Origin of the sequence: Fibrisoma montanum (genome assembly GCF_003583365.1) — a bacterium.
In the GTDB taxonomy this organism is placed as follows: Bacteria; Bacteroidota; Bacteroidia; order Cytophagales; family Spirosomataceae; genus Fibrisoma; species Fibrisoma montanum.
Genome location: NZ_QXED01000004.1, coordinates 268,097 through 288,467, shown reverse-complemented (window position 1 = coordinate 288,467; position 20,371 = coordinate 268,097). Strand labels below are relative to the sequence as shown.

The following is a 20,371-nucleotide window of genomic DNA, read 5'->3' as shown; positions in this document are numbered from 1 at the left end:
TTAATGATTGACTTGGTGAATGATGAAATGCCTGACTGTAACGTTACGGGGTATCTGCCTGCAGGCTTTCATCACTCAATCATTATATAATCCCGTGAACTTGCAAAAACACATAAATTGGCATAGCCGCAAACAACGCCGGGATAAGAATCGCAAACACAAACGTGCCCAGGAACTCGATAATCGGCGTGTATTTTTTATGCCGGATTCCCAGCGACTGAAAGCCGCTTTGAAATCCGTGTACGAGGTGATACCCTAAAGCCACCATGGATACTACGTACAACAGTACGTACCACCACTGCGCAAAAGCCTCCTGAACTACAGCGTACAGATCCTTGTACTGCTTTCCGTCATACTCGGCCATGGGTACGGAGCCAAAGTGCATTTCGTACCAAAACGTCCGCATATGAATAACAATGAACAGGAACAAAACGGTCCCCAGAATGCCCATGTTACGCGATGACCAGGTACTGTTTGCTTCCGGACGACCGTAAGCATATTTAACCGGCCGCGAAGCCTGGTTGTGGCGCGTCAGTACAACCGACATTAACGCATGAACCAGAATAGACGTGTAGAGCAGGTAGGAGATTGTGATAATGAGCGGATTGTGCGTCATGAAATACGTATACTCATTGAACGCACGTCCATCGTCACTTTTGAACAATTGCAAATTACCAGCTACGTGAACAATCAGAAAGGAAGATAAAAACAGTCCCGTCAGCGACATGATTACCTTGCGACCGAGCGAGCTGGATAGTGTTTGTGTTACCCAAGCCATATGGTGAACGACACGAAATTTTAGTGGTAAACGGTTGAAAAAAAGCCGTTTCAAACGGCGCATCAAAACTAAAGCACAAACCCGATGGAAACAACTTTACAGGACTTTTTCCAGTTACAAAGTGTCTAATTTATAGCTTGTAAAAATTAGACAAATCCATCGACTTGCTAACAGAGTGTGTAAAGTTTTTGTTTGTCTCCTTCAACAAAATGTACCCCGTCGAGGATACCGCACATCCTCCTTTTTTTGCCTGACAAACAGCGTGTCATAAACACAATTCAAGTGCTCACAGCGCGGATTTTGGTTTCGACCGGTCAGTCTTGTTACTTTGCAGAAATACTCACCTGATTTACTCAACTGTTTTTGTACCACTAAATTCCCCTGTTTCAGCAGGTTCAACTTGTCATGAAAGCATACGTTTTTCCCGGCCAGGGCTCTCAGTTTCGAGGTATGGGCCACGAACTTTATCAACAATCCGGTGCTGCTAAGGCGCTGTTTGATCAGGCAAACGACATCCTGGGGTATGAACTGACCCGGATTATGTTTGAGGGCACAGATGATGAACTTAAACAGACCATCTACACCCAACCGGCCGTTTTTCTGCATGGGGTTACGCTGGCGCTAACTACCGAATCATTTGCACCTGATATGGTTGCCGGCCACTCGCTCGGCGAGCTCTCGGCGCTGACGGCCGCCGGTGCCCTTTCGTTTGAAGATGGACTGCGGCTCGCATCCATTCGGGCTCAGGCCATGCAGCGGGCCTGCGAACTGACTCCGTCGAGTATGGCCGCCGTGCTGGGTCTGGCCGACAACGTCATCGAGCAGATCTGCCATGAAATTACTGATGAAATTATCATCCCCGCCAATTATAATAGTCCGGGGCAGGTTGTTATTTCCGGAAGTCTGGAAGGCATCCAACTCGCTACTGAAGCGCTGCAGAAAGCCGGTGCCCGCCGTATCGTTCCCTTGCAGGTTAGCGGTGCCTTCCATTCGCCCTTTATGGAACCGGCCCGTCAGGAATTTGCCGAAGCCGTAGACGCCATGACTTTTGTTAAGCCTCGCTGCCCGATTTACCAGAACGTCGACGCCCGGCCTACCACAGACCCACAGACGATACAGGCGAACCTGATTGCTCAGCTAACGTCGCCGGTCCGCTGGACACAATCGGTAGAAACGATGGTAGCTGATGGGGCAACCGAGTTTATCGAGTGTGGTCCGGGTAAGGTGCTTCAGGGGCTGATCAAGAAAATTGTCTCTCATATTGAAGTAGCCGCTGTATAGTCACCACTGGTTAGCGCTGAGGATCAGGGGAGAGCTGTTTTTATGAGCCAAGTCGATTATTTTTTCGAACTCAGTCTTGCTTTTGACACCTCGTCCTTCTTATCTTTGCACTCGCAAATGCGAATTGCCCGATCGTCTAAGGGTAGGACAGCAGATTTTGGTTCTGTTTGTGGAGGTTCGAATCCTTCTCGGGCAACATAAAAAAGCCGCTTGGTATTTACTGAGCGGCTTTTTTATGTTGCTTTAAATAAGATAACGTAACCAATGGTAAAAAACCACCACTTTTTTGTACGAATTTGTTTGCCGATTAATATAAAAACGTTTTCTTTGCTAATAGTATCTTTCAGGTGACTTGTATAACTTTCTGCCGTAGTGTAGATTATAGATCTTTTGTTTGTACAATCATTTTATAAAAAAACGTTTATTCAGTAATTGCCATTTGTCAGCCCCCTTTGCCAGCTATTGAAGTACAGCGATTCTATTTTGTGTACAATGCGACTTTAATGTGACTATTCTTGGCAACTTCAGTCTGACAGATAACAAGGTATTGAATCGCAGTACTGTTCATCACATGGAAAAAGCAGAAAAAGTAAGAAGAAACCGGGCAAAGACAACCCAGCGCATCGTTGAAGCACTGGAAGAAGTGATTGCGGAGCGAGGTTTAGAAGGTGTAGGTGTAAACCGGGTAGCCGAAAAAGCTAACGTCAGCAAAGTCCTTATCTATCGCTATTTCGGCGGTATGGAGGGTTTGTTGGAGTATTACGTGAAAATGGGTAAGCTCTTCCCGGTGCTTAATCCTGCCGTACTTGATCAAATCCGTCCGCTTCACGAATCGGATGTTGCCCGTATCTGGTACCGCCAGGTAATCCAAACCTACCGCTATTTCCGGACGTTCAAAGCTGCCCGCGAGATCCTAAAAGCAAGTATCATTGAGAATGACCCGACTGCCGCTACAACGGCCCGGGCACAGGATGAAGAAATGACCCGGCTTGTCGAACAATTGTCCTTTGTAAGAGGAGCCGACACGCAGGCTATTTCGGCTGTGGTTCTTGGTGCAATGTCCTATCTAACCATCCTGGCTCAGAACGACCGTACAATGATCGGCATCGACCTGCGGAGTGAAGAAGGCTGGAAGCGCATTGAAAACGCCGTGAAAGCGATTTACATCGCTCTGAACAAGATGGCAATCCAATCAAAAGACGTACAATTGGATCTGCAGTCAGCTAATTTGCCGATCGCTCAGTGGTAATATAAACGATTATGTCAGATTTTTTCTGGCATCCATTTTCATGTAGATACACGCACATGAAAATGGATGCCTTTTTTTATTGTACCTGAATGGTGCGCTGCTGAGGCCCAACGCCCTTAATGGTAAGCGACTTCCACTTTTTAGGTAACCGGGTTTTCAACTGCGTTATCCCGTTATCGGTGATGTCTAATCCGCCAAAACCATTCAGCACTGCCTGTAACATACCACCTGCTCCCGTAGCAAAATAGGGATTTGTACCGCCTGCCGTTTCGGACAATACGCCAAATGGGGGTACTTCATTGGGTTTATAGCTTTTTACAAACCAATCGTAGGCTTTATCAGGCTCATTGAGCCGGGCATGCAGCGTCGATAGCACTGACCAGCCCATAGCCGGCCCTTCCGGAGAGTAACGAGGTCCATAATACGCTAGATCCTTACGGATAGCCGCTTCATCATTGACTACTGTTAACGGATAGGCTAATAGGTTAACATCAGCCTGCTTAATCGTAACTCCATCATACGTCCGGTTTTCTTTGGTTGTACCGTCTGGAAATTTTAGGATAGGAATGTTGGCTGCTACACTTGCCCACTCCGGATCTGGCGTTATACCCAGTTCCTGAGCAGCCTGAGTGGCAAAACCAAGCACCGTTTTAGCCATTCCGTTCGTAAATGCATTGTCGTCAATGTTCTCCTGCCATTCGTTGGCGCCGATTACATTGTTGATGTGTAATTTTCCGTCCTGTCCTTTCTCTACCCGGCTGACCCAGAAATCAGCAACTTCTTTCAGCATGGGATACCCCCGCGTCCGGAGCCATTCCTTGTCTTTCGTTACCTGATAGTATTTCCAGAAAGCCCAGCCGACGCAACCCGTAATATGGTGCTGAAACGGCCCCGTTAACGCCCAGACTGGAGTCGCTTCCTGCCCATCGGCGTCGGACTCCCACGGAAACATTACCCCATCGTAGCCATGACTAAACGCGTTTTGCTTCGCCATTGCCATCCGTTCAAAGCGGTATTCAAGCAATGATTTAGCCATTTCAGGTTTTAGAACCAGCAAGGGCGGATACATCCAGAGCTCTGTATCCCAGAATACGTGTCCGTTGTAGCCCAGTCCAGACAGGCCCATAGGTGACAAACTGTAGGCTGTATTCTCACGGGCAAATGAATACAGATGGTAGAGTGCGGAGCGTACTGCCCGTTGTGCATCCGGGTCGCCGTCGATAACGATATCGCTTTGCCAGAGCTTGGTCCATTCGGCCTGGTGGCGCTGGAGCAGACGCTGTGTCCGTTCGAGGGCTGCGAAAACGGTTAGCCGCTCGGCTTCATTGTGCGGATCAGCCGTGTGGGCGGTCGATGATACCGAACCAACCACGCTGAATCGGTAGGTCTGACCGGCTTTCAGGCGTTTTTTAAACTTAGCCAGATGCATATTGTAATCCCAGTCCTCATGGATCACGTCGGGCTCCTGGCCATGTGGTTCCTCGAAGATGAAGCTGTTTGAGGCAGCGACCGTATGCCGACCTGATGGACTTTTGGCTACCGATGTCAGCAGTCGAATTGTAACGTGGGGGCGGTCAACTTCGGAATAAAAGTTTTTTACCTCCTTCAGGTTTTCCGGCGACTCAATAACCGACATCGGTACAATCTCACAGTCTTTTTTAGCGGTGATTTCAACCATAGACAGGGCGGTAAACGGTAGGTGACGGAGCGCCATCATGGTTTGCCGAACGGTTATCTTATCCTTATAGTCGAAGGTAGTTGTCAGGGCCGCCTGCTTCATATCCAGGGTCTGACGGTAATTGACAATGTCTTTAGGGCCCAGCCGCATCCCGTCGACATCCAGGTTCATATTGGCAAAGTTGAACACCTTCAGAATGTTGGAAACCCGCCCCCGTCCGTACGTATCAAAAGCCCCGTTGAGGACTACGTCTTTAACTTTCATCGGCTCCGGCGACGACACCAGGCCAATGATGCCATTAGCCACGGTGATGCCGTAGTAGTTTGCCGGATTAATACCCTGTCCAACAATTTGCCACTCGGGTCCTGATGCCTGACTAAAGACGTTTGAACCGGAAAGGACTATGACGTTCAACAAAGCAAAAGCCCCGCTAAACCGGCTAAATCTTGTTTTCATGTAATTATTGATACGATAAGTCCTCAAATTTGAGTGATTAGCAACTACAAACCAATAATTACAAAGAATAAAGCTATGCGTAAGTTTGAGTATATGGTGTTGGACGTACCAGCAGGAGGTTTCTGGGGTGGTAAGGTGAACTTTGACGAACTAACTCACAAATTGAACGAATTAGGCAACCTGGGTTGGGAAGTGACAACCACCACCGACACAAATACGTTTGATGGAGCTTCCCGCGGGGTCTTAATTATCCTCAAGCGCGAGATTCGGTAGCAAAACCTTAACGCATGAACCTATCGGCTCGCAATAGTCGACTTGCGGGTACGTGCCTTTTGCAGAATCCATTGCCCTACCTTTTCGCCCATAGCGGCTCCGTTGTCAAGCGCCGATCGGTAATGTATACCCCCGTAGAGCCGGCTAACCGATGCTTCCAGGGCAGCGTCTCTGAACGATTTAAACGACCTGATGCCGTGCCCGTATTTGTATTCCGTCGAGTCTGTGAAGGCAATGTTATCGCCTATCAGTTCCGTAAGCACCGTCGCTGCAGCCGCCGAAATGGTACTGTGCCCGCTTGGATACTCGGGGAAAGGCGGGGTTTGCAAATAAGGCGTCCATTTTGGATCGAGGCTTTTGTTGATCACCGTTTCCGGCCGAACGGTACGGGTACGGTATTTCTCATCCCAGCACGCAATGAACCCATCGGCCATGGCAAACGACGTAAGGGTATACGCTTCGACGGTTTGCATCAGGTTTAATTTCTTCTGCCGGGCAACCGTTTCGGCAATAGCCAGCCAGTGGCCGCCGGGCGTCATTTTTTTCGATGCGTAGGTCACGTGCCCCGCTACGTTGATAACGAAGGCGTTATCATCCCAGAAATACGCAATTTTCTTCTGCTCTTCGGTCAGGTTTTTACCGATCTGGTAGACTTCCATCACCTCTTTCTCGTACGGGGTGCCCTTGGCCAGCGAGTAAGCGAACGGACGGGGCGGCATAAACTGACTGCACGTATCCATTACCCAGCAACGGAGTTTGTTCCACTGCGGCTCAGCAGCATCCATATAAGCAGGGGGCGTCGGCACCCAGGTACCCTCTTCATTCGTTACGGTGAATTTGAACCCCCGGGTTTGTTTGTAAGAATCCTTGGCCGCAAAATCAAGTACGTGTTTGGCAACGGCCTCACCATAGGCCATTGACCGCTCGTAGACATCGTCGGGGACACCGTCTTCTTTATACTTCTCGTAAAATGTCTTCTCAAATTCGTCGTAGAACTCGGTTTCAAACGTAAGAGCGCGGGCTACGGTCAAAAAAGCGCGGGCACTGGCGAGCGGATAACAATAGTCCTTACCAGCTTCAGGCTGAGGGCCCGTTTGAAAGCGCTTCATTTTTCCGCCCAGCGAGGTATAGTTTGGGTCAAACGGAACCAGCGCTTCATAACCGGCCAGGTTGGCGTAGCCGTAGATCCGGCTGGCTACCGGGGGCGAAAAAATGTCGTGAATAACTACCTGAGTCAGCTTGTCCAGGGCCATATTATACCGCTCCGGATCGGCGGCTTTAGCATTGTATTCCGCAGGCGTCGCCTTCTTCTGGCAACCGGCCAAACCCAGCATAACCAAAGCGGTGAGACAGCCAAAAAGAAGTTGTTTACGCAAATGCTTCACGGGATTCATAAATGATTGGCAATCAGTGGAAACTAACCAGGCACTAAAACGTAGCGCAACAACAAAAATAACTGTTTTTGTCGTACTTAGAAGCCTGACCGACGGCTTTAACAGCATTATAACACGCACAATGACAGCATAAAAAACCCCGGCCACTATGTACTGGCCGGGGTTGTAAGCAATCACTGTTCATTAAGACTCTTTTACTGGATAATCCTTCATGATCTTACGCACACCCCGGGCAATCTGCCGCTCAAGGCGCTTTGGATTATCAACTACGCCCTGGGCCGTTCCCCGCCACAGAAGCTGGTTCGTGCGTGCATCGACCATATCGACCAGCAGTGTACCCTGCGTGAAATTTTCCTGGCGATACGCTGGCTGATTCCAGCCGCCGTAGTACCCACCAAAGAAAGGCCAATAGAACCGGTAGGGAGCGAATCCCCAGCCGTACCGGAAAAGCGGTCCATAGGCCGATCCGTTGTATACGTTACGGGTCTTATTCTCGGTATATGTATGGATTTTAACCAGCAGGTCAGGGTTAGTTTTCTGTTGCGTCAATCCCCGCTCATTAAACTCGCGAACCAAATTACCTTCAATACGCTGCATCAACAACGGGTTCTTATACACCGGATTGTTGCCAACATTCACCTCCGGTTTAGCAAAGGTGTACGTCCGGTATTTCGAGAAGTCGACCGATTGGTCGTAATCAGTGCTGATTTGAGCATTCGCTATGTGGCCGAACAAGCCTAGCACCAAGGCAGTGGCCAGAGCAAGCATTCGTTTCATCTATCTGTTAATTGGTAGGTTTTCCAAACAAACTGAGGGTGTTCTTACCACTCTACTAATTAACAAGACTATAAGATGGAAAATTCCAGAATTTACGTTATTTCTTACTAAGTAGCTGTCCTGGCTTCACGGTGGTTTTCGGGCTGAACAATTGTGGGAGTTGTCCATTACGCGCAATCATGATCAGCGGCCCGGTAGCCGTTTGTATGGAGCGGATATCCCGTACTTCTCCGCTTAGCAGGAAGCCGGTCCGGATCGGCGACAGGGTGGTAAACTTTCCTTTGCCGTCGTTTCGAAGCACCAGCCCGTAGCTGGCATCATAGCGCCCCTGATACGTACTGACACCATAGTAGTTTCCTCCACCCAAAACGTCCAGATCTCCATCGCCGTCGATATCGATTGGATACAGGGCAAACAGCTTGGATACCTGCGCCATCATGGGCAATTCATGCACTACAAACCGCCCGCCTACGTTTTCGAGGTAAACCGACGCAAACTGGTTAACGGACAGTTCGTCGGCTCCGTCAAGGTCATCCTCAAAAATGTCGGATACGGTTTTGCCCGCAATCGATACGTAGTCGGTGAATCGCTTATTGATGATGCTGGGGAGCTGTTTTCCCAACTCGTCCTTGAAGGCAATAGGATACCAGTCGTCGTTCCGGCGGGTAGCAATGATTTGCTCGATCTGCTGATTTCCGTCCACGTCCTTGACCCACATCTTAAGCTCTGAATCCGGATTTTTGCGGAACTTTGTGTTAGTACCTAGATTCCCCGCCATCAGGTCAACGTCGCCGTCGCGGTCAAAATCGGCGGCTACCAGACTATGCCAGAAGCCATTCAGGGGAACTTCTTTTTCTACAATTGATTCGGCTCTGGTAAGTTTACCAGCCTGGTTTGTAAACACCTGAATCGGCATCCATTCGCCTGCAACAACCAGATCGAGATCATTGTCCTTGTCGACATCAGACCAGACGGCATCCGTAACCAGCCCAGCCTTACGAAGCTCGGGAGCCAGCTTGTCAGTCTGGTCGGAGAATTGACCTTTCCCGTTGTTGATGAGCAGGTACGAATTAGGCGTTTTGCCATACTGGAAGCCAACCACCCGCCCCCCGACAAACAAATCTAGGTCGCCGTCGCGGTCGATATCGTACGGCCTCACGCAGCTTTTGTTGTCGTACATTGGCGGCAGTGCATTGGCAGACCGGGTAAAGTTGCCGCGACCGTCGTTGATATAGAGCCGGTCGAACTGCTCGGGCATTTTGTCGTAAAATTCATTGCCGCCCGATACAACATACAGGTCCAGATCCTTGTCACCATCGGCATCGAAGAACAGCGCATCAACGTCTTCAAACGTCGAATCAACGACAAATATCGACTGCTTACTCGGCGTAAACCGCCCGCCCGCCTGCTGCAAGAACAAGCTTCCGGCCTGCCATTTGGCTCCGCAGGCATAGACATCCTCCAGCCCATCGCCGTTCACATCGCCCACGGCCAGCTTTGGCCCTTCCATCGAAATCTTAAACGGCATCAATGACTCCCGGACAAAGTCAAAATACTCCTTGTTTTCGCGGTGAGTAAACGGCAGTAACGTAGTATCGGCAACCTCGGTAAACAGGGTTTTTTCAGAGTCCGGTCTAATCACGTAACCTGTTCCATCCAGCCGGGCGTCAGCCTGCCGAAGTGTCAGTGTCTGACTCGTGTTCACTTTCGTCCGGACTTCCATACGCTGATCAGGCCAGATAACAATAAGGGAATCAACCACCGATCGGGGTCCCATGCCGAAGGTCAGGACTGGTTCTACGGCCGATTCAAAGCCCCGCGTAGGCATCAACTGCTGCACCTGCAGGCTGTCGCCATATTTCAGAATAACCCTGGCTCCTACCCCGAACGTATTGGGTGCATTACCGTTCAGCTTGATTTTAACATACTTGTTGCCCGGGAAAAGCGCACTGGCCTGGTTCTGGTAAATACCAGCCGGCTCATCAATATTGTTCGTTACCAGATCCAGATCACCGTCGTTGTCGAGGTCGGCATAAGCGGCCCCGTTGGAAAAGGTAGGCGTATCGAAACCCCAGGCCACCGACTTATCCTCAAAGCGCAACGAGGGTGTACCTCGATAGAGATAGTTATGCACTTTCCCTTGGGGCATCATACTGATCGCTCTGTTGTCCAGCGATTTGGACGTTTCCATAGCGTAGCGCAGTGAATCATCCGACGCAAACTTGACGTAGTCCAGGTTGTTGGGCCGGTGAACGATACCGTTGGCAACAAACAGGTCCTTGTACCCATCGTTGTCGTAGTCGGCCAATAAGGGCGACCAGCTCCAGTCAGTTGCGGCCATGCCCGACATCGCCCCAATCTCCATAAATTTCTTTCCCGCCATGTTCAGTTGCAGGCAGTTCCGGCTGTACTGATTCATGTAGCCGTAACTCATCTTGAACATGTAGATGTCCAGCGGATCTTCGCCCAGCGACGACTTTTCGACGGTCTCATCCTCCGGGTACATGTCCAGCGTCACTACGTCCGGGTAGCCGTCGTTATTAACATCGGCGACGTCGTTGCCCATTGAGAAACGACTTACGTGCTGAAAGGCCGTTTTGACGCTCTCCGTGAACGTACCGTTCTGGTTATTGATGTAGTAGTAATCGTCTTCGTGGAAGTCGTTGGAAACATAGATATCCTCCCAGCCGTCGTTGTTGAGATCAGCCACGGCTATGCCCAGCCCGTATCCCATGGCTGCCCCCAAGATTCCTGATTTTTCGCTGACGTTTTTGAATTTAACGGGTCGGTCACCAGTTGCTTTTACACCGTTTGCAATAAGCTGGTTTTCGAACAGATAATCGCCGGATTCGTTGTTGCGCAGATACCGGGCCGACACCCGGTCGTAGCTTCGGGAAGTATGCACGGCGTGGTTGAGCAGGTATACATCCAGGTCGCCATCGTGGTCGTAGTCGAAGAAAGCCGCCTGGGTCGAAAAGCCCGTAAAATCCAGCCCATAGTCGGCCGACTTTTCGGTGAACGTACCGTCCTGGTTATTGATGTATAGCTCATTGGCACCTTCCAGCCCCCTGAAATTACCCACCGCACAGACGTAGATATCGAGCCAGCCATCGCCGTTGACATCCGCCATGGTTACGCCGGTTTGCCAGTCAGAGAAGCCTTCAACCCCAGCTTTATCCGTTATATCGTCAAACTTCAGGCCTTCCCCAGCTTTTGACCGGTTCAGGTACAGCTTGTTCTTACCCTGGTTGGACACGAAGTAGAGATCCGTCAGGCCATCGTTATTGATATCCCCGGCCGCTACGCCCCCACCATTGTAGAAGTACAGATAATCGAGAATGTTGAGCTTTTCAGTACTAGTCAGTTTATTCACAAATCCAACGCCGGTCTGAGTCGAGTCAAGCGTCTGGAACAGTGGTTTTTCGTTTAGTGACTTCAGTTTGTCGCAACTGGTCAGTGCCAGTAAGCAGCCAATACTATAAATCCAGATACGTTTCATTACGGTTAGTTCATTCAAAGATCGTGATTCACTACGCCGTATCGGGCATAGACAGGAATCCATGAGGTTAGTCGTTACGCACAAGCGTTGTTGCGGCTTTCGGCCGCACCTGAAACACCTGCGGCCGGCTGTTATTCTTCGCCAGGATAAACTGCCCCTGCCGGGTCTGGCGGATACGACGCACCTGACCAGGCACGAAGAAGCCCGATGCGGCCGGATTAACGGGCGTTAGTTGTAGACGCCCACCGGTCGCTTGACCGGCATTACGCAGCACCAACCCATAGCTGGCGTCGTAGCGACCAATTTCGGGGAGCACATCGAAGAAGTTTCCGGCGAGGATCAGATCTTTCCGACCATCTCCATCATAGTCCGTTACGGATACACCACAGACCGGCGAGAACTGGGCTTCGGTCGGCAGGGGCTGGAACACGAACTGGCCTTTGCCGTTGTTCAGCAGAATAGCTGATTCCGCTACGTAAACCTGCCGTTTGACCGCCTTGCTCAGGGCATTTTCGTCGATAATCTCTTCTATCTTCTTGCCGGCGTAGTCGGTAAACTTTACGTACTTCTTCTTGATGCTGGGCATTTCCTTTTGCAGGTCATGCTTCAGTACCATTGGAAACAGCTCACCGGTTTCGTCGGCGCAGTTGATAATCTGCTCTACATTACCGTTGCCGTCGAAGTCATTGACGTACAGCTCTGCCGGGGTACTGGCCGAAGCCCTGATCCGGGAGTTTAGGCCCAGATTACCGACAACGAGATCCGTATCACCGTCGCCGTCGACGTCTGCGGCTGTTACGCAGTTCCACCAGCCGTCTGTTTTCATGGCCTCACCCTGGGCGTCCGTGACCTTAAGCATCGGTTCAGCCGACAATCGGCCCCGCTTATTCTGGAATAGCTGAACAGGCCCCCAGTCATTGACCAGAATTAACTCAGGGTACTGATCACCGTTCAGATCCGCCCAGGTGGCAGCGGTAATCATGCCCAGGTGCTCGGCGTCGGGCAGGTAGCGTTTCGTAAAGTTTTTAAAATTACCGGTACCGTCGTTGATCAGCAGGTAGCTGGCCGGATTATAGCCATACTGACCGGGAATCAGTCGAGCCCCGACAAACAGGTCCGTATCGCCGTCGCGGTCAAAGTCGGAAGCCGCTACGCATGAACCGCTGCTTTTCAGGTTTGGCAGCCGATTATCACTGGTAAAGTTGCCGGTACCGTCGTTTAGATAAAGCCGGTCGAGGAGTTCGTCAGCATCTGCGCTGAACTCATTGCTGCCTGTAACCACAAACAGGTCAAGGTCTTTGTCGCCATCAGCGTCGAACAGCACCGCGTCGACCGCTTCGTACGTACTGTCCTGCCGGATGGCCGCCGGTGTTTTTTCGACAAACTGCCCGCCCGGGCGTTGTAGATAGAGCCGTCCTCCCTGCCCGCTGGCTCCCCCGAAGAACACATCATCCAGTCCGTCGCCATTGACGTCGCCGGTTGCCAGGGCCGGTCCCTGCGTCGACAGCATCTGTTTCAGCAGCGGGTCCCGGTTGTAATCGACAAAATTGCTTTCCTTATGCTGATACGTCAGCCCAGTAGCCGCTGTGATGTCCTGAAAGGGTTGCTCGGCCAGCAATCGGGCCGGCTTCCAGTAGCCCGCAGCATCCTGTTGTTTCAGCGTAAGCAATTGATTGGCTTTGGGATTAGGAATAGTCTGTTTTCGATCATCGGGCCAGATAACGACTACCGAATCGATCCGGCTGTTAGTGCCCAGGCCAAACAATAGATTAAGATCGACGGACGATTCGAAACCACGGTTGGGCATCTGCTGCAATACCTGTATGTTCGATACAATCCCTTTACCGGTGCTGTCGGCGGCCGTCTGGTACACAATAACGCGGGTGCCGATGGCATTCAGATTCTTATCCTTACCGACTAGTTTTACCCTCAGATAATTGGTCTTCTGTTTCTCCTGCGACAGGTTTTTGTAGACTGCCACGGGTGCATTGACGTTGTTGACGATCAAATCCAGATCGCCATCGTTGTCCAGATCGCCGTAAGCGGCTCCGTTCGAGAAGTCCGGTTCTCCCAGCCCCCACTCAGCTGCCTTATTGACAAACCGCAGATTTCCTTCGTTGCGAAACGCGTAGTTTGGAATAGCTTCCGACGGCGTTTTATCCAGAAATTCCTTGAAGTTGAAAACACCCTGCCGGGCTACCTGAGCCATGGTTTCGCGGTCGGCCAGGAAGTTAACAAAGTCCTGATCGGTAACATCTTTGGCGATGCCGTTGGCCACGAAAATGTCTTTACGCCCGTCATTGTCCATGTCGAAGATCAGAGCGCCCCAGCTCCAGTCGGTGGCCTCGACCCCCGAAAAGCGGGCAATCTCATTAAACCGGGGAACGGTCTGTCCGGGTAGGGTACCGGCGTTCAAATGCAGCATATTCTGCATCACCTGGTAGTGGAAATCGCGGTCAAGCTTTATCTGCTGAAGATCATAGCTTTCAAACGTGGAGTTCCGTTTCAGACGAACATTATTACCCGGCAGCATATCGGTCACGAAGATATCCAGCCGCCCGTCATTGTTAATATCGGCTATATCGGCGCCCATCGACGACAGGCTGATGTGCGGCATCGCGTCTTTTACCGATTCCTGAAACGTACCGTCGTGATTGTTTATATACAGATAGTCCCGCTCGTAGAAGTCGTTGGAAATGTAAATATCCAGCCAGTTATCGTCGTTAACGTCACCGATGGTGATACCCAGGCCAAAACCGATTAGACTCCCGTAGATTCCGGCTTTTTCGCTGACATCGGTGAATCGGACGCCATCATTCCGAAACAGTTTCTGCCCTCCCAGCGAATCCCGCTCGGTCCGGATGTTGGCATATTGCAATCGCCCAACGGGGGTAAAACTATTGTTGAGCAGGTACATATCAAGGTCGCCGTCGCGGTCGTAGTCGAAAAAAGCCGCGTGGGTCGAAAAGCCGTGATCATCGAGACCATATTCGCGGGCCTTCTCCGTAAACGTAACAACGCCGTTAGCGTCAGGGCCGTTGTTGATAAACAACTCATTGCCCCGATCGTCGCCCGCCCGAATCCCGGCATTGCAAACGTACAGGTCCAGACGACCGTCGCCGTTGACATCGGCGAAGGTTGCTCCGGTACTCCAGGCTCGCTTTCCGGCAACACCAGCTTTGCCCGTGATATCCTCAAACTGCATGCCGCCTTTATTGAGATACAGTTTGTTATCGCCCATATTGGCAATCATGAACACATCGGATAAACCGTCGTTGTTCACGTCGCCGATGGCCACGCCCCCCCCGTTATAGAAGTTCCGGTAGTTGAATACATTAAAATCTTTATCGTCCGTTACGGTATTGGCGAAGTCAATGTGTGTCTTATCGGCCGGTAATTTTTCAAACAACGGATCAGACGAAGCTGATCGATCTGAGTTACAGCCAATCAACCAGTAAACAATCGGTAAAAACAATAAAAAACGCATGATCCCCATTGTGTCAGACACAAATGCACAAGTACGAAAGCTAAGTCAGGAAAAGGAGAAGGGTATAGGAGCAGTCAGAATAGAGTGTAAAATTACCAAAAAGCCCGATGTTTTTAGCTATTTTCTTTAATTATTTGACTTTTTACCAGCTACAATAAAACAAAAGGCAAACTCTACGCGAGTTTGCCTTTTGTTTTGACTCGGGTTGTGGCTTATCATGCCCAAAAGGCACAACATGACACCAGATGTATCCCTTAATACCCCGGGTTCTGCTTCAGGTTCGGGTTCAACGCTATCTGATCGTTCGGAATCGGGAAGATAGTCCGGAAGTCCTGCGAAGCGGGCTTAAAGCGCCATGTTCTCGTGTATTGACCAAAGCGGATCAAATCCTGACGGCGGTGGTATTCCCAGGCCAGCTCACGGCCACGCTCGGCCAGCATTTCGTTCAGCGTCAGCGTACCAGCCGTGTACTCCGGAACACCAGCCCGGCGACGGATAATGTTGGCGTCTGCTACAGCCGCTGCCGTGTTGTTCAACCGCAGATTAGCCTCAGCACGCATCAGGTACACATCCGCCAGACGGTAGATCACGAAATCGTTGTCCTGATCGTTGAACGGGTTGTTCCGCTGAATCTGGTATTTCTGGCTACGGGCACCGGCCAGACGACCAGGCGCACCCGCCGGCAATACAAATGACGGAATTTCAGGCGTGAACACCATCGGTACTCCATCGTCCTGTAACGGCGTACCATTGGCGTGGAACTGCTGGCCTACAATCCACATTTGCTTCCGAACATCGTTGTTAGCGAATGTATTGTAGAACTCCGTAACCGTACAGTATCCGTTCCAGGGCTGCCCACCGAGGTTATAAGTCAACTGGTTGAGGTAGTGCAACGTCCGCATCTGAATATTCATACCGCCCCGCTTGGTGCTGCTGAACGGCGTAGCCAGAATGATCTCCGGCGACCCCTGGTTCTGCGTCGTAAAGTTGCTGAAGAAATCACCAGTCAGCGAGAATTTGCCGGAATTGATGATGTTGTTGCAACGCTCGATAGCTTTCTGCCACTGGGGTGTACCTGTATATACCTGCGCGTTCAGGTACAGCTTAGCCAGAATCATGTCGGCTACCCACTTATTCATCCGGCCATAGTACGCACCACCCACTACGTCCGATAAGCCTGGATACGCTTCCAGCAATTCTTTTTCAACCCAGGCATACACCTGAGGGCGCGTACTCTGCGTCGGTGTAGCACCACCGAGCCGTTCGGAAATAATTACGTTTCCGAACAGGTCCATGGCCTGGTAGTGGAAAAACGCCCGCAGCGTTCTCAACTCGGCCTGCAGAACAGGATCCGTAACGGTCGGTAACTGCTGGTTAATGGACGTGATGTTGTTATAGCACCAGGTCCAGCGGCCATTAAACTGACCATTGTCCGTAACAGGTCCCCAGGTGTGGGTATACAGACGCAGCCAGTTATCACCGTCTTTCCAGTCACCACCCCGGGTCGGCACCATCTGCTCGTCCGTTGTGGTGTTCAATTCGTTCATATTACCGAAGTATTCTCCTAAGCCCGAGTACAGAGGGCCAATCAGGGCCGCCTGCTGAGCCGGAGTAGTACCAAATGAACCGCTGGTCGGAAGCACGTCAAACGTCGTCTCCGTTAGATCAGTACAAGCCTGGCCTGTCAGCAGCAGTGCTGCGCAGCCCATGAGTACTCTTACAGGTATGCGTTTCATAAAAGTTTTGATTATTAGTTAGTTAAGTTACTCCTGATGATCATGCTCGTGTTAACGGTCTGTTGACAGCAAGAGTTTTAATGAACCGGACGCCTGGTTTCGCGTCCGGTTCGCTGGTAGGTTAGAATGTTAAGTTCACACCCAACTGGAACGAACGCGTTTTGGGGTAGAACCCAGCATTCGCTTCGTCCAGGCCGATCGGGTTAGGGGCCTGCCCTGCATTGAAATAACCCGTTGATACGCCATTGGTAGCAGGGGCTGCCACCTGACCACCGCCCGGGTTACCACTCAGGTCACCACGTGCCTGCAGTTCAGGATCAACACCTTTGTAGCCGGTCAGCACGAACAGGTTGTTGCCACCCACGTACACCCGGGCACCCGAAATGTACTTGTTAGCCTTAACTGGAACGGTGTAGCCAAGCTGCCAGTTATTTAACCGTACGAACGTACCGCTTTCGAGCCAGTTGGTCGACAATACGTTGACGCCGTAGTTATTCGGCAGAGTTGTTACGTCGCGGAGCATGTTCGTTTCCAGAATGGATCCCGGAATCATGTAGTTAGACCGCGTGTTGTTCAGAATTGTGTTGCCGAATACTCCACGCAACAGGAAGTTCAGATCGAAATTCTTGTAGCGGAATGAGTTGCTGAGCGACAGGTTAAAGAACGGCTGCGGGTTACCCTGGCTGATGGGATTGCCATTAGCGTACGCAACAATGGCGTCAGAATCGGCTACGTTGGGCGTCGGCGTATCACCATTACCCGGTACCAGCAGCGGCTGACCGTCGGCGTTGTATTGTCCCGTAAAGGTCGGTACGTAGTTAAACTCACCTAACGGACGGCCAACGACCAGATATGACGCAAACACGTCAGACAGCCCACGACCACCGAAGGGGTTGAAGCGAACCTGACCAACGTTGAACTGATCGTTCGAGAGGGATTCGACTTTGTTCTTGTTATACGAACCAACCAGACGAGCATTCCAGTTGAACGTGGTGCCCTGAACGATGTCACCGCCAAACGACAGTTCGACGCCCGTGTTGCGGATACTACCAATGTTCGCCAGAATCGTGTTAGCGAAGTAGTTAACCCCATCGGCCGGTACGTTGATGTTGTACAGGGCGTCGCTGGTCAGCTTGTTGTAGTACTCGACCGTACCTGAGAACCGGCTGTTGAACAACTGGAAGTCCAGACCTACGTTGGTTTGACCAAGAATTTCCCACTTCAGGTTCGGGTTGGCGTTCTGCGTAATACCGTAGCCCGGCAGGAAGTCGCCGATCGATCCATCATAGTACGTACCCCGCTGACCATACAACTGGATTGAGCTGTAGGCGTTGATTCCTTCGGAGTTACCCGTTTGTCCCCAACCTACGCGCAGCTTCAGGAAGCTAAGTACGTTGCTCTTGGGGAAGAACGATTCGTTGGTAATGTTCCAGCCCGCAGCGATTGACGGGAAAACACCCCATTTGTTGTTCGCTCCGAATTTCGAGCTACCGTCCCGGCGAATTGTTGCCGTCACGTTATACTTGTCGTTCAGATTCACAACGCCCCGTCCGAAGAAGGAGATCAACCGAGCCTGGTTGCGATACGACGTAGCGTATGAGTTGCTCGGGTTCAGCAGCGTACCAGCCCCCTGACCCAGGTTGTTGAAACCAAAGTCGGTGGTTACGAACTGGTTGTTGGCAGCGCCGAAGCCGTCGTTGTCGAACTGCTGGAATGAGTAGCCACCCAGTAAAGAGAAGTTGCTGGTCGTACCAAACGAGCGGTTGTACGTAGCCGTGATTTCAGCCAGCCGGTTCAGCGAGTTGTACTGACGACGCTCAGCACGGCCATTGTTGCCCTGATAGGCTTTGATAGCCGGGTTCGATACGTAGTTGTTGTTGGTGTTATCACTCTGCAACTGACCGTTTACACCCAGTGAAAGTCCGTCCAGGATTTCGTAACGCAGGTTCGCTCCAACAATGGCCGTGTTCCGTACCCCGTTGTTCGTCGCGTTTTCGAGCATTGCAACCGGGTTGAACAGGTCAAACGCACCACCTACTTCACTGTACTGGCCCTGCGCATCCCGTACCGGCAACGTAGGCAGGAACTGAGCGGCCCGACGCACGATGCCATTGTCGGCAAAGTTCTGGTTCGTTTGCGTGTACTGCAGGTTATACTGTACGTTCAGGCGGTTATCGAGTGCCTTCTGGTCGAGGTTAACCCGGCCAATCAGACGGTCGAAGCCCGTGTTCTTTACAATACCCTGCTGGTTGATGTAATCAAGCGACCCGCGGTAGGTGAAGGTGTTCGATCCACCCGATATTGCGATGTTGTGGTTATTTACCAGGCCCGTACGCGTAATTTCCTTGATCCAGTCCGTATTGTAATAGTTACCACTGGCATCTCTCGGAAAACGCTGCTGATCCGATAAGGCAGAAGCTCCTCTGATCTGCGTTACTGCGGCAATGTAGCCGGGGCCGTCGAGCAGATCCAGGCGGTTCGAAATGGTTTCAGCACCCACGTAGTTGTTGAACGTAACCGTAGTCTGTCCGGCTTTACCGCGCTTAGTCGTTACGATGATAACGCCGTTGGCAGCGCGTGAACCATAGATAGCGGCAGCTGAGGCATCTTTCAGTACGTCGATGCTTTCGATGTCGTTCGGGTTTACCTGGCTGATCGGTACACCGATCATACCATCCACAACGTAGAGCGGGTCAGAGCCACCGGCCAGCGACGTGTAACCGCGCAGACGAACGGTTGGGCTCTGGTTCGGGTCGCCTGACGGCGTCGTGATAACCAGACCGGCTACCTTACCCTGAATGGCCTGCAGGGGGTTTGGCGTAATACCGGGGTTAAATTCCCGGGAAGTAACCTGCGTCACAGAACCGGTCAGGTCCTTCCGTTTGGCTGTACCATAACCAACCACCACCACCTCTTCGAGGGCTTTCGTGTCGTCGGCCAGCTGTACGTCTACCGCCGAGCGGTTACCAACGGCTACCTCCTGCGACTGGTAACCGATGAAGCTCAATACCAGCGTGGCGTTATCGGGTACGTTAGTCAACTGATACGTACCGTCCGCCTGGGTGTTCGTACCTCGTTGCGTTCCTTTAATCTGCACACTCACCCCCGGTAAACCTGAGCCTGTCGGATCGGTTACTTTGCCTGTCACAGTACGTCCCTGCGCCCACGCCAACTGGTTACTCAGCGTTAACACAGCCAGCATCATCAGGAAGCCGAGCAGGCTTTTCCGCGCCGATGACTGGAACTGGCGATTGCCAGATTCCCCTACTAAACTGCTTTCGCAGTCAATGCTGTAGGAATTGTTCATCATAGGTTTTAAAAAAAGGTTAGAACAAAATTTACTAGTGAAGCTTATAGCCAAACCTCCGGTGAAGGGCTGTCAGACAGGACGTATAGTCCTGAAACGTAGAACCTTGTCGGGAAAATTTAGCATATAATCTTGAACTATTAAGCAAATTACAACAGCCTTACTTAAAAATACAAATGGCTATCGGTTTAAAAACAATTAACTATGGTCAAAATTGTATCATAAATTTTCTTAAAAAGCTACCAGTTTGTTTCACTTTAACAACCCACACGACTTTGAGATAGACTATACTATGCCTGATTAACAACGCCTTCGGATATTCTTTATCAAATTGATTATATAACATTTTATAGTCAGAAGCCTAATGACCAGGCGAACTGTTACTCATAAAAATTTGTAAATCTATTAGTGAGTTAACCCATTAAATTTGCTCATTAATTATTTCCTACTCGATCT

The 20,371-nt window shown here is 50.9% G+C and carries 11 protein-coding genes and 1 tRNA gene; 4 read left to right on the top strand and 8 right to left on the bottom strand.

All coding sequences use genetic code 11. The features are described 5' to 3' along the window. Positions 1-82: 82 nt before the first annotated feature. Positions 83-778, bottom strand: coding sequence for a succinate dehydrogenase cytochrome b subunit (locus tag DYU11_RS15185; protein ID WP_119668545.1), 696 nt, complete (start codon positions 776-778; stop codon positions 83-85). A gap of 405 nt (positions 779-1,183) precedes the next feature. On the opposite strand from DYU11_RS15185, the gene fabD reads away from it, so the two are divergent. From fabD to DYU11_RS15170, 3 genes are all read left to right on the top strand, one after another. After that, positions 1,184-2,059 (top strand): ACP S-malonyltransferase, encoded by an 876-nt coding sequence (gene fabD, locus DYU11_RS15180; protein WP_119668544.1) that lies wholly within the window; start codon positions 1,184-1,186, stop codon positions 2,057-2,059. Positions 2,060-2,184: 125 nt separating this feature from the next. Further along, positions 2,185-2,255: transfer RNA gene (locus DYU11_RS15175), tRNA-Gln, on the top strand. 375 nt (positions 2,256-2,630) lie between these two features. After that, positions 2,631-3,308: a TetR/AcrR family transcriptional regulator gene (locus DYU11_RS15170; RefSeq protein WP_009285516.1), complete on the top strand. Its 678-nt coding sequence runs from the start codon at positions 2,631-2,633 to the stop codon at positions 3,306-3,308. Between the two features lie 76 nt (positions 3,309-3,384). On the opposite strand, the gene DYU11_RS15165 is transcribed toward DYU11_RS15170, so the two are convergent. Beyond that, positions 3,385-5,442, bottom strand: a complete 2,058-nt coding sequence (locus tag DYU11_RS15165) for a kojibiose hydrolase (protein ID WP_119668543.1) — start codon at positions 5,440-5,442, stop codon at positions 3,385-3,387. 75 nt (positions 5,443-5,517) lie between these two features. On the opposite strand from DYU11_RS15165, the gene DYU11_RS15160 reads away from it, so the two are divergent. Continuing rightward, positions 5,518-5,715: a DUF4177 domain-containing protein gene (locus DYU11_RS15160; RefSeq protein ID WP_119668542.1), complete on the top strand. Its 198-nt coding sequence runs from the start codon at positions 5,518-5,520 to the stop codon at positions 5,713-5,715. Between the two features lie 20 nt (positions 5,716-5,735). Here the strand turns inward: DYU11_RS15160 and DYU11_RS15155 are convergent, their stop codons facing one another. The 6 genes from DYU11_RS15155 to DYU11_RS15130 all read right to left on the bottom strand — a co-directional run bounded on the left by DYU11_RS15155 (position 5,736) and on the right by DYU11_RS15130 (position 19,918). Next, positions 5,736-7,109 carry a vanadium-dependent haloperoxidase gene (locus tag DYU11_RS15155; RefSeq protein ID WP_119668541.1) on the bottom strand — a complete coding sequence of 458 codons (1,374 nt, stop codon included), beginning with the start codon at positions 7,107-7,109 and terminating at the stop codon, positions 5,736-5,738. Between the two features lie 183 nt (positions 7,110-7,292). Further along, positions 7,293-7,886, bottom strand: a complete 594-nt coding sequence (locus tag DYU11_RS15150; protein WP_119668540.1) for a DUF4136 domain-containing protein — start codon at positions 7,884-7,886, stop codon at positions 7,293-7,295. 97 nt (positions 7,887-7,983) lie between these two features. Continuing rightward, the gene (locus tag DYU11_RS15145) at positions 7,984-11,385 is read right to left on the bottom strand and encodes a VCBS repeat-containing protein (RefSeq protein WP_119668539.1); all 3,402 of its coding nucleotides are present in this window, start codon (positions 11,383-11,385) and stop codon (positions 7,984-7,986) included. Between the two features lie 67 nt (positions 11,386-11,452). Beyond that, positions 11,453-14,872, bottom strand: coding sequence for a VCBS repeat-containing protein (locus DYU11_RS15140; RefSeq protein WP_119668538.1), 3,420 nt, complete (start codon positions 14,870-14,872; stop codon positions 11,453-11,455). Between the two features lie 254 nt (positions 14,873-15,126). After that, the gene (locus DYU11_RS15135; RefSeq protein WP_119668537.1) at positions 15,127-16,608 is read right to left on the bottom strand and encodes a RagB/SusD family nutrient uptake outer membrane protein; all 1,482 of its coding nucleotides are present in this window, start codon (positions 16,606-16,608) and stop codon (positions 15,127-15,129) included. 121 nt (positions 16,609-16,729) lie between these two features. Then, positions 16,730-19,918: a SusC/RagA family TonB-linked outer membrane protein gene (locus tag DYU11_RS15130; RefSeq protein WP_119668536.1), complete on the bottom strand. Its 3,189-nt coding sequence runs from the start codon at positions 19,916-19,918 to the stop codon at positions 16,730-16,732. Between the last annotated feature and the right edge of the window lie 453 nt (positions 19,919-20,371).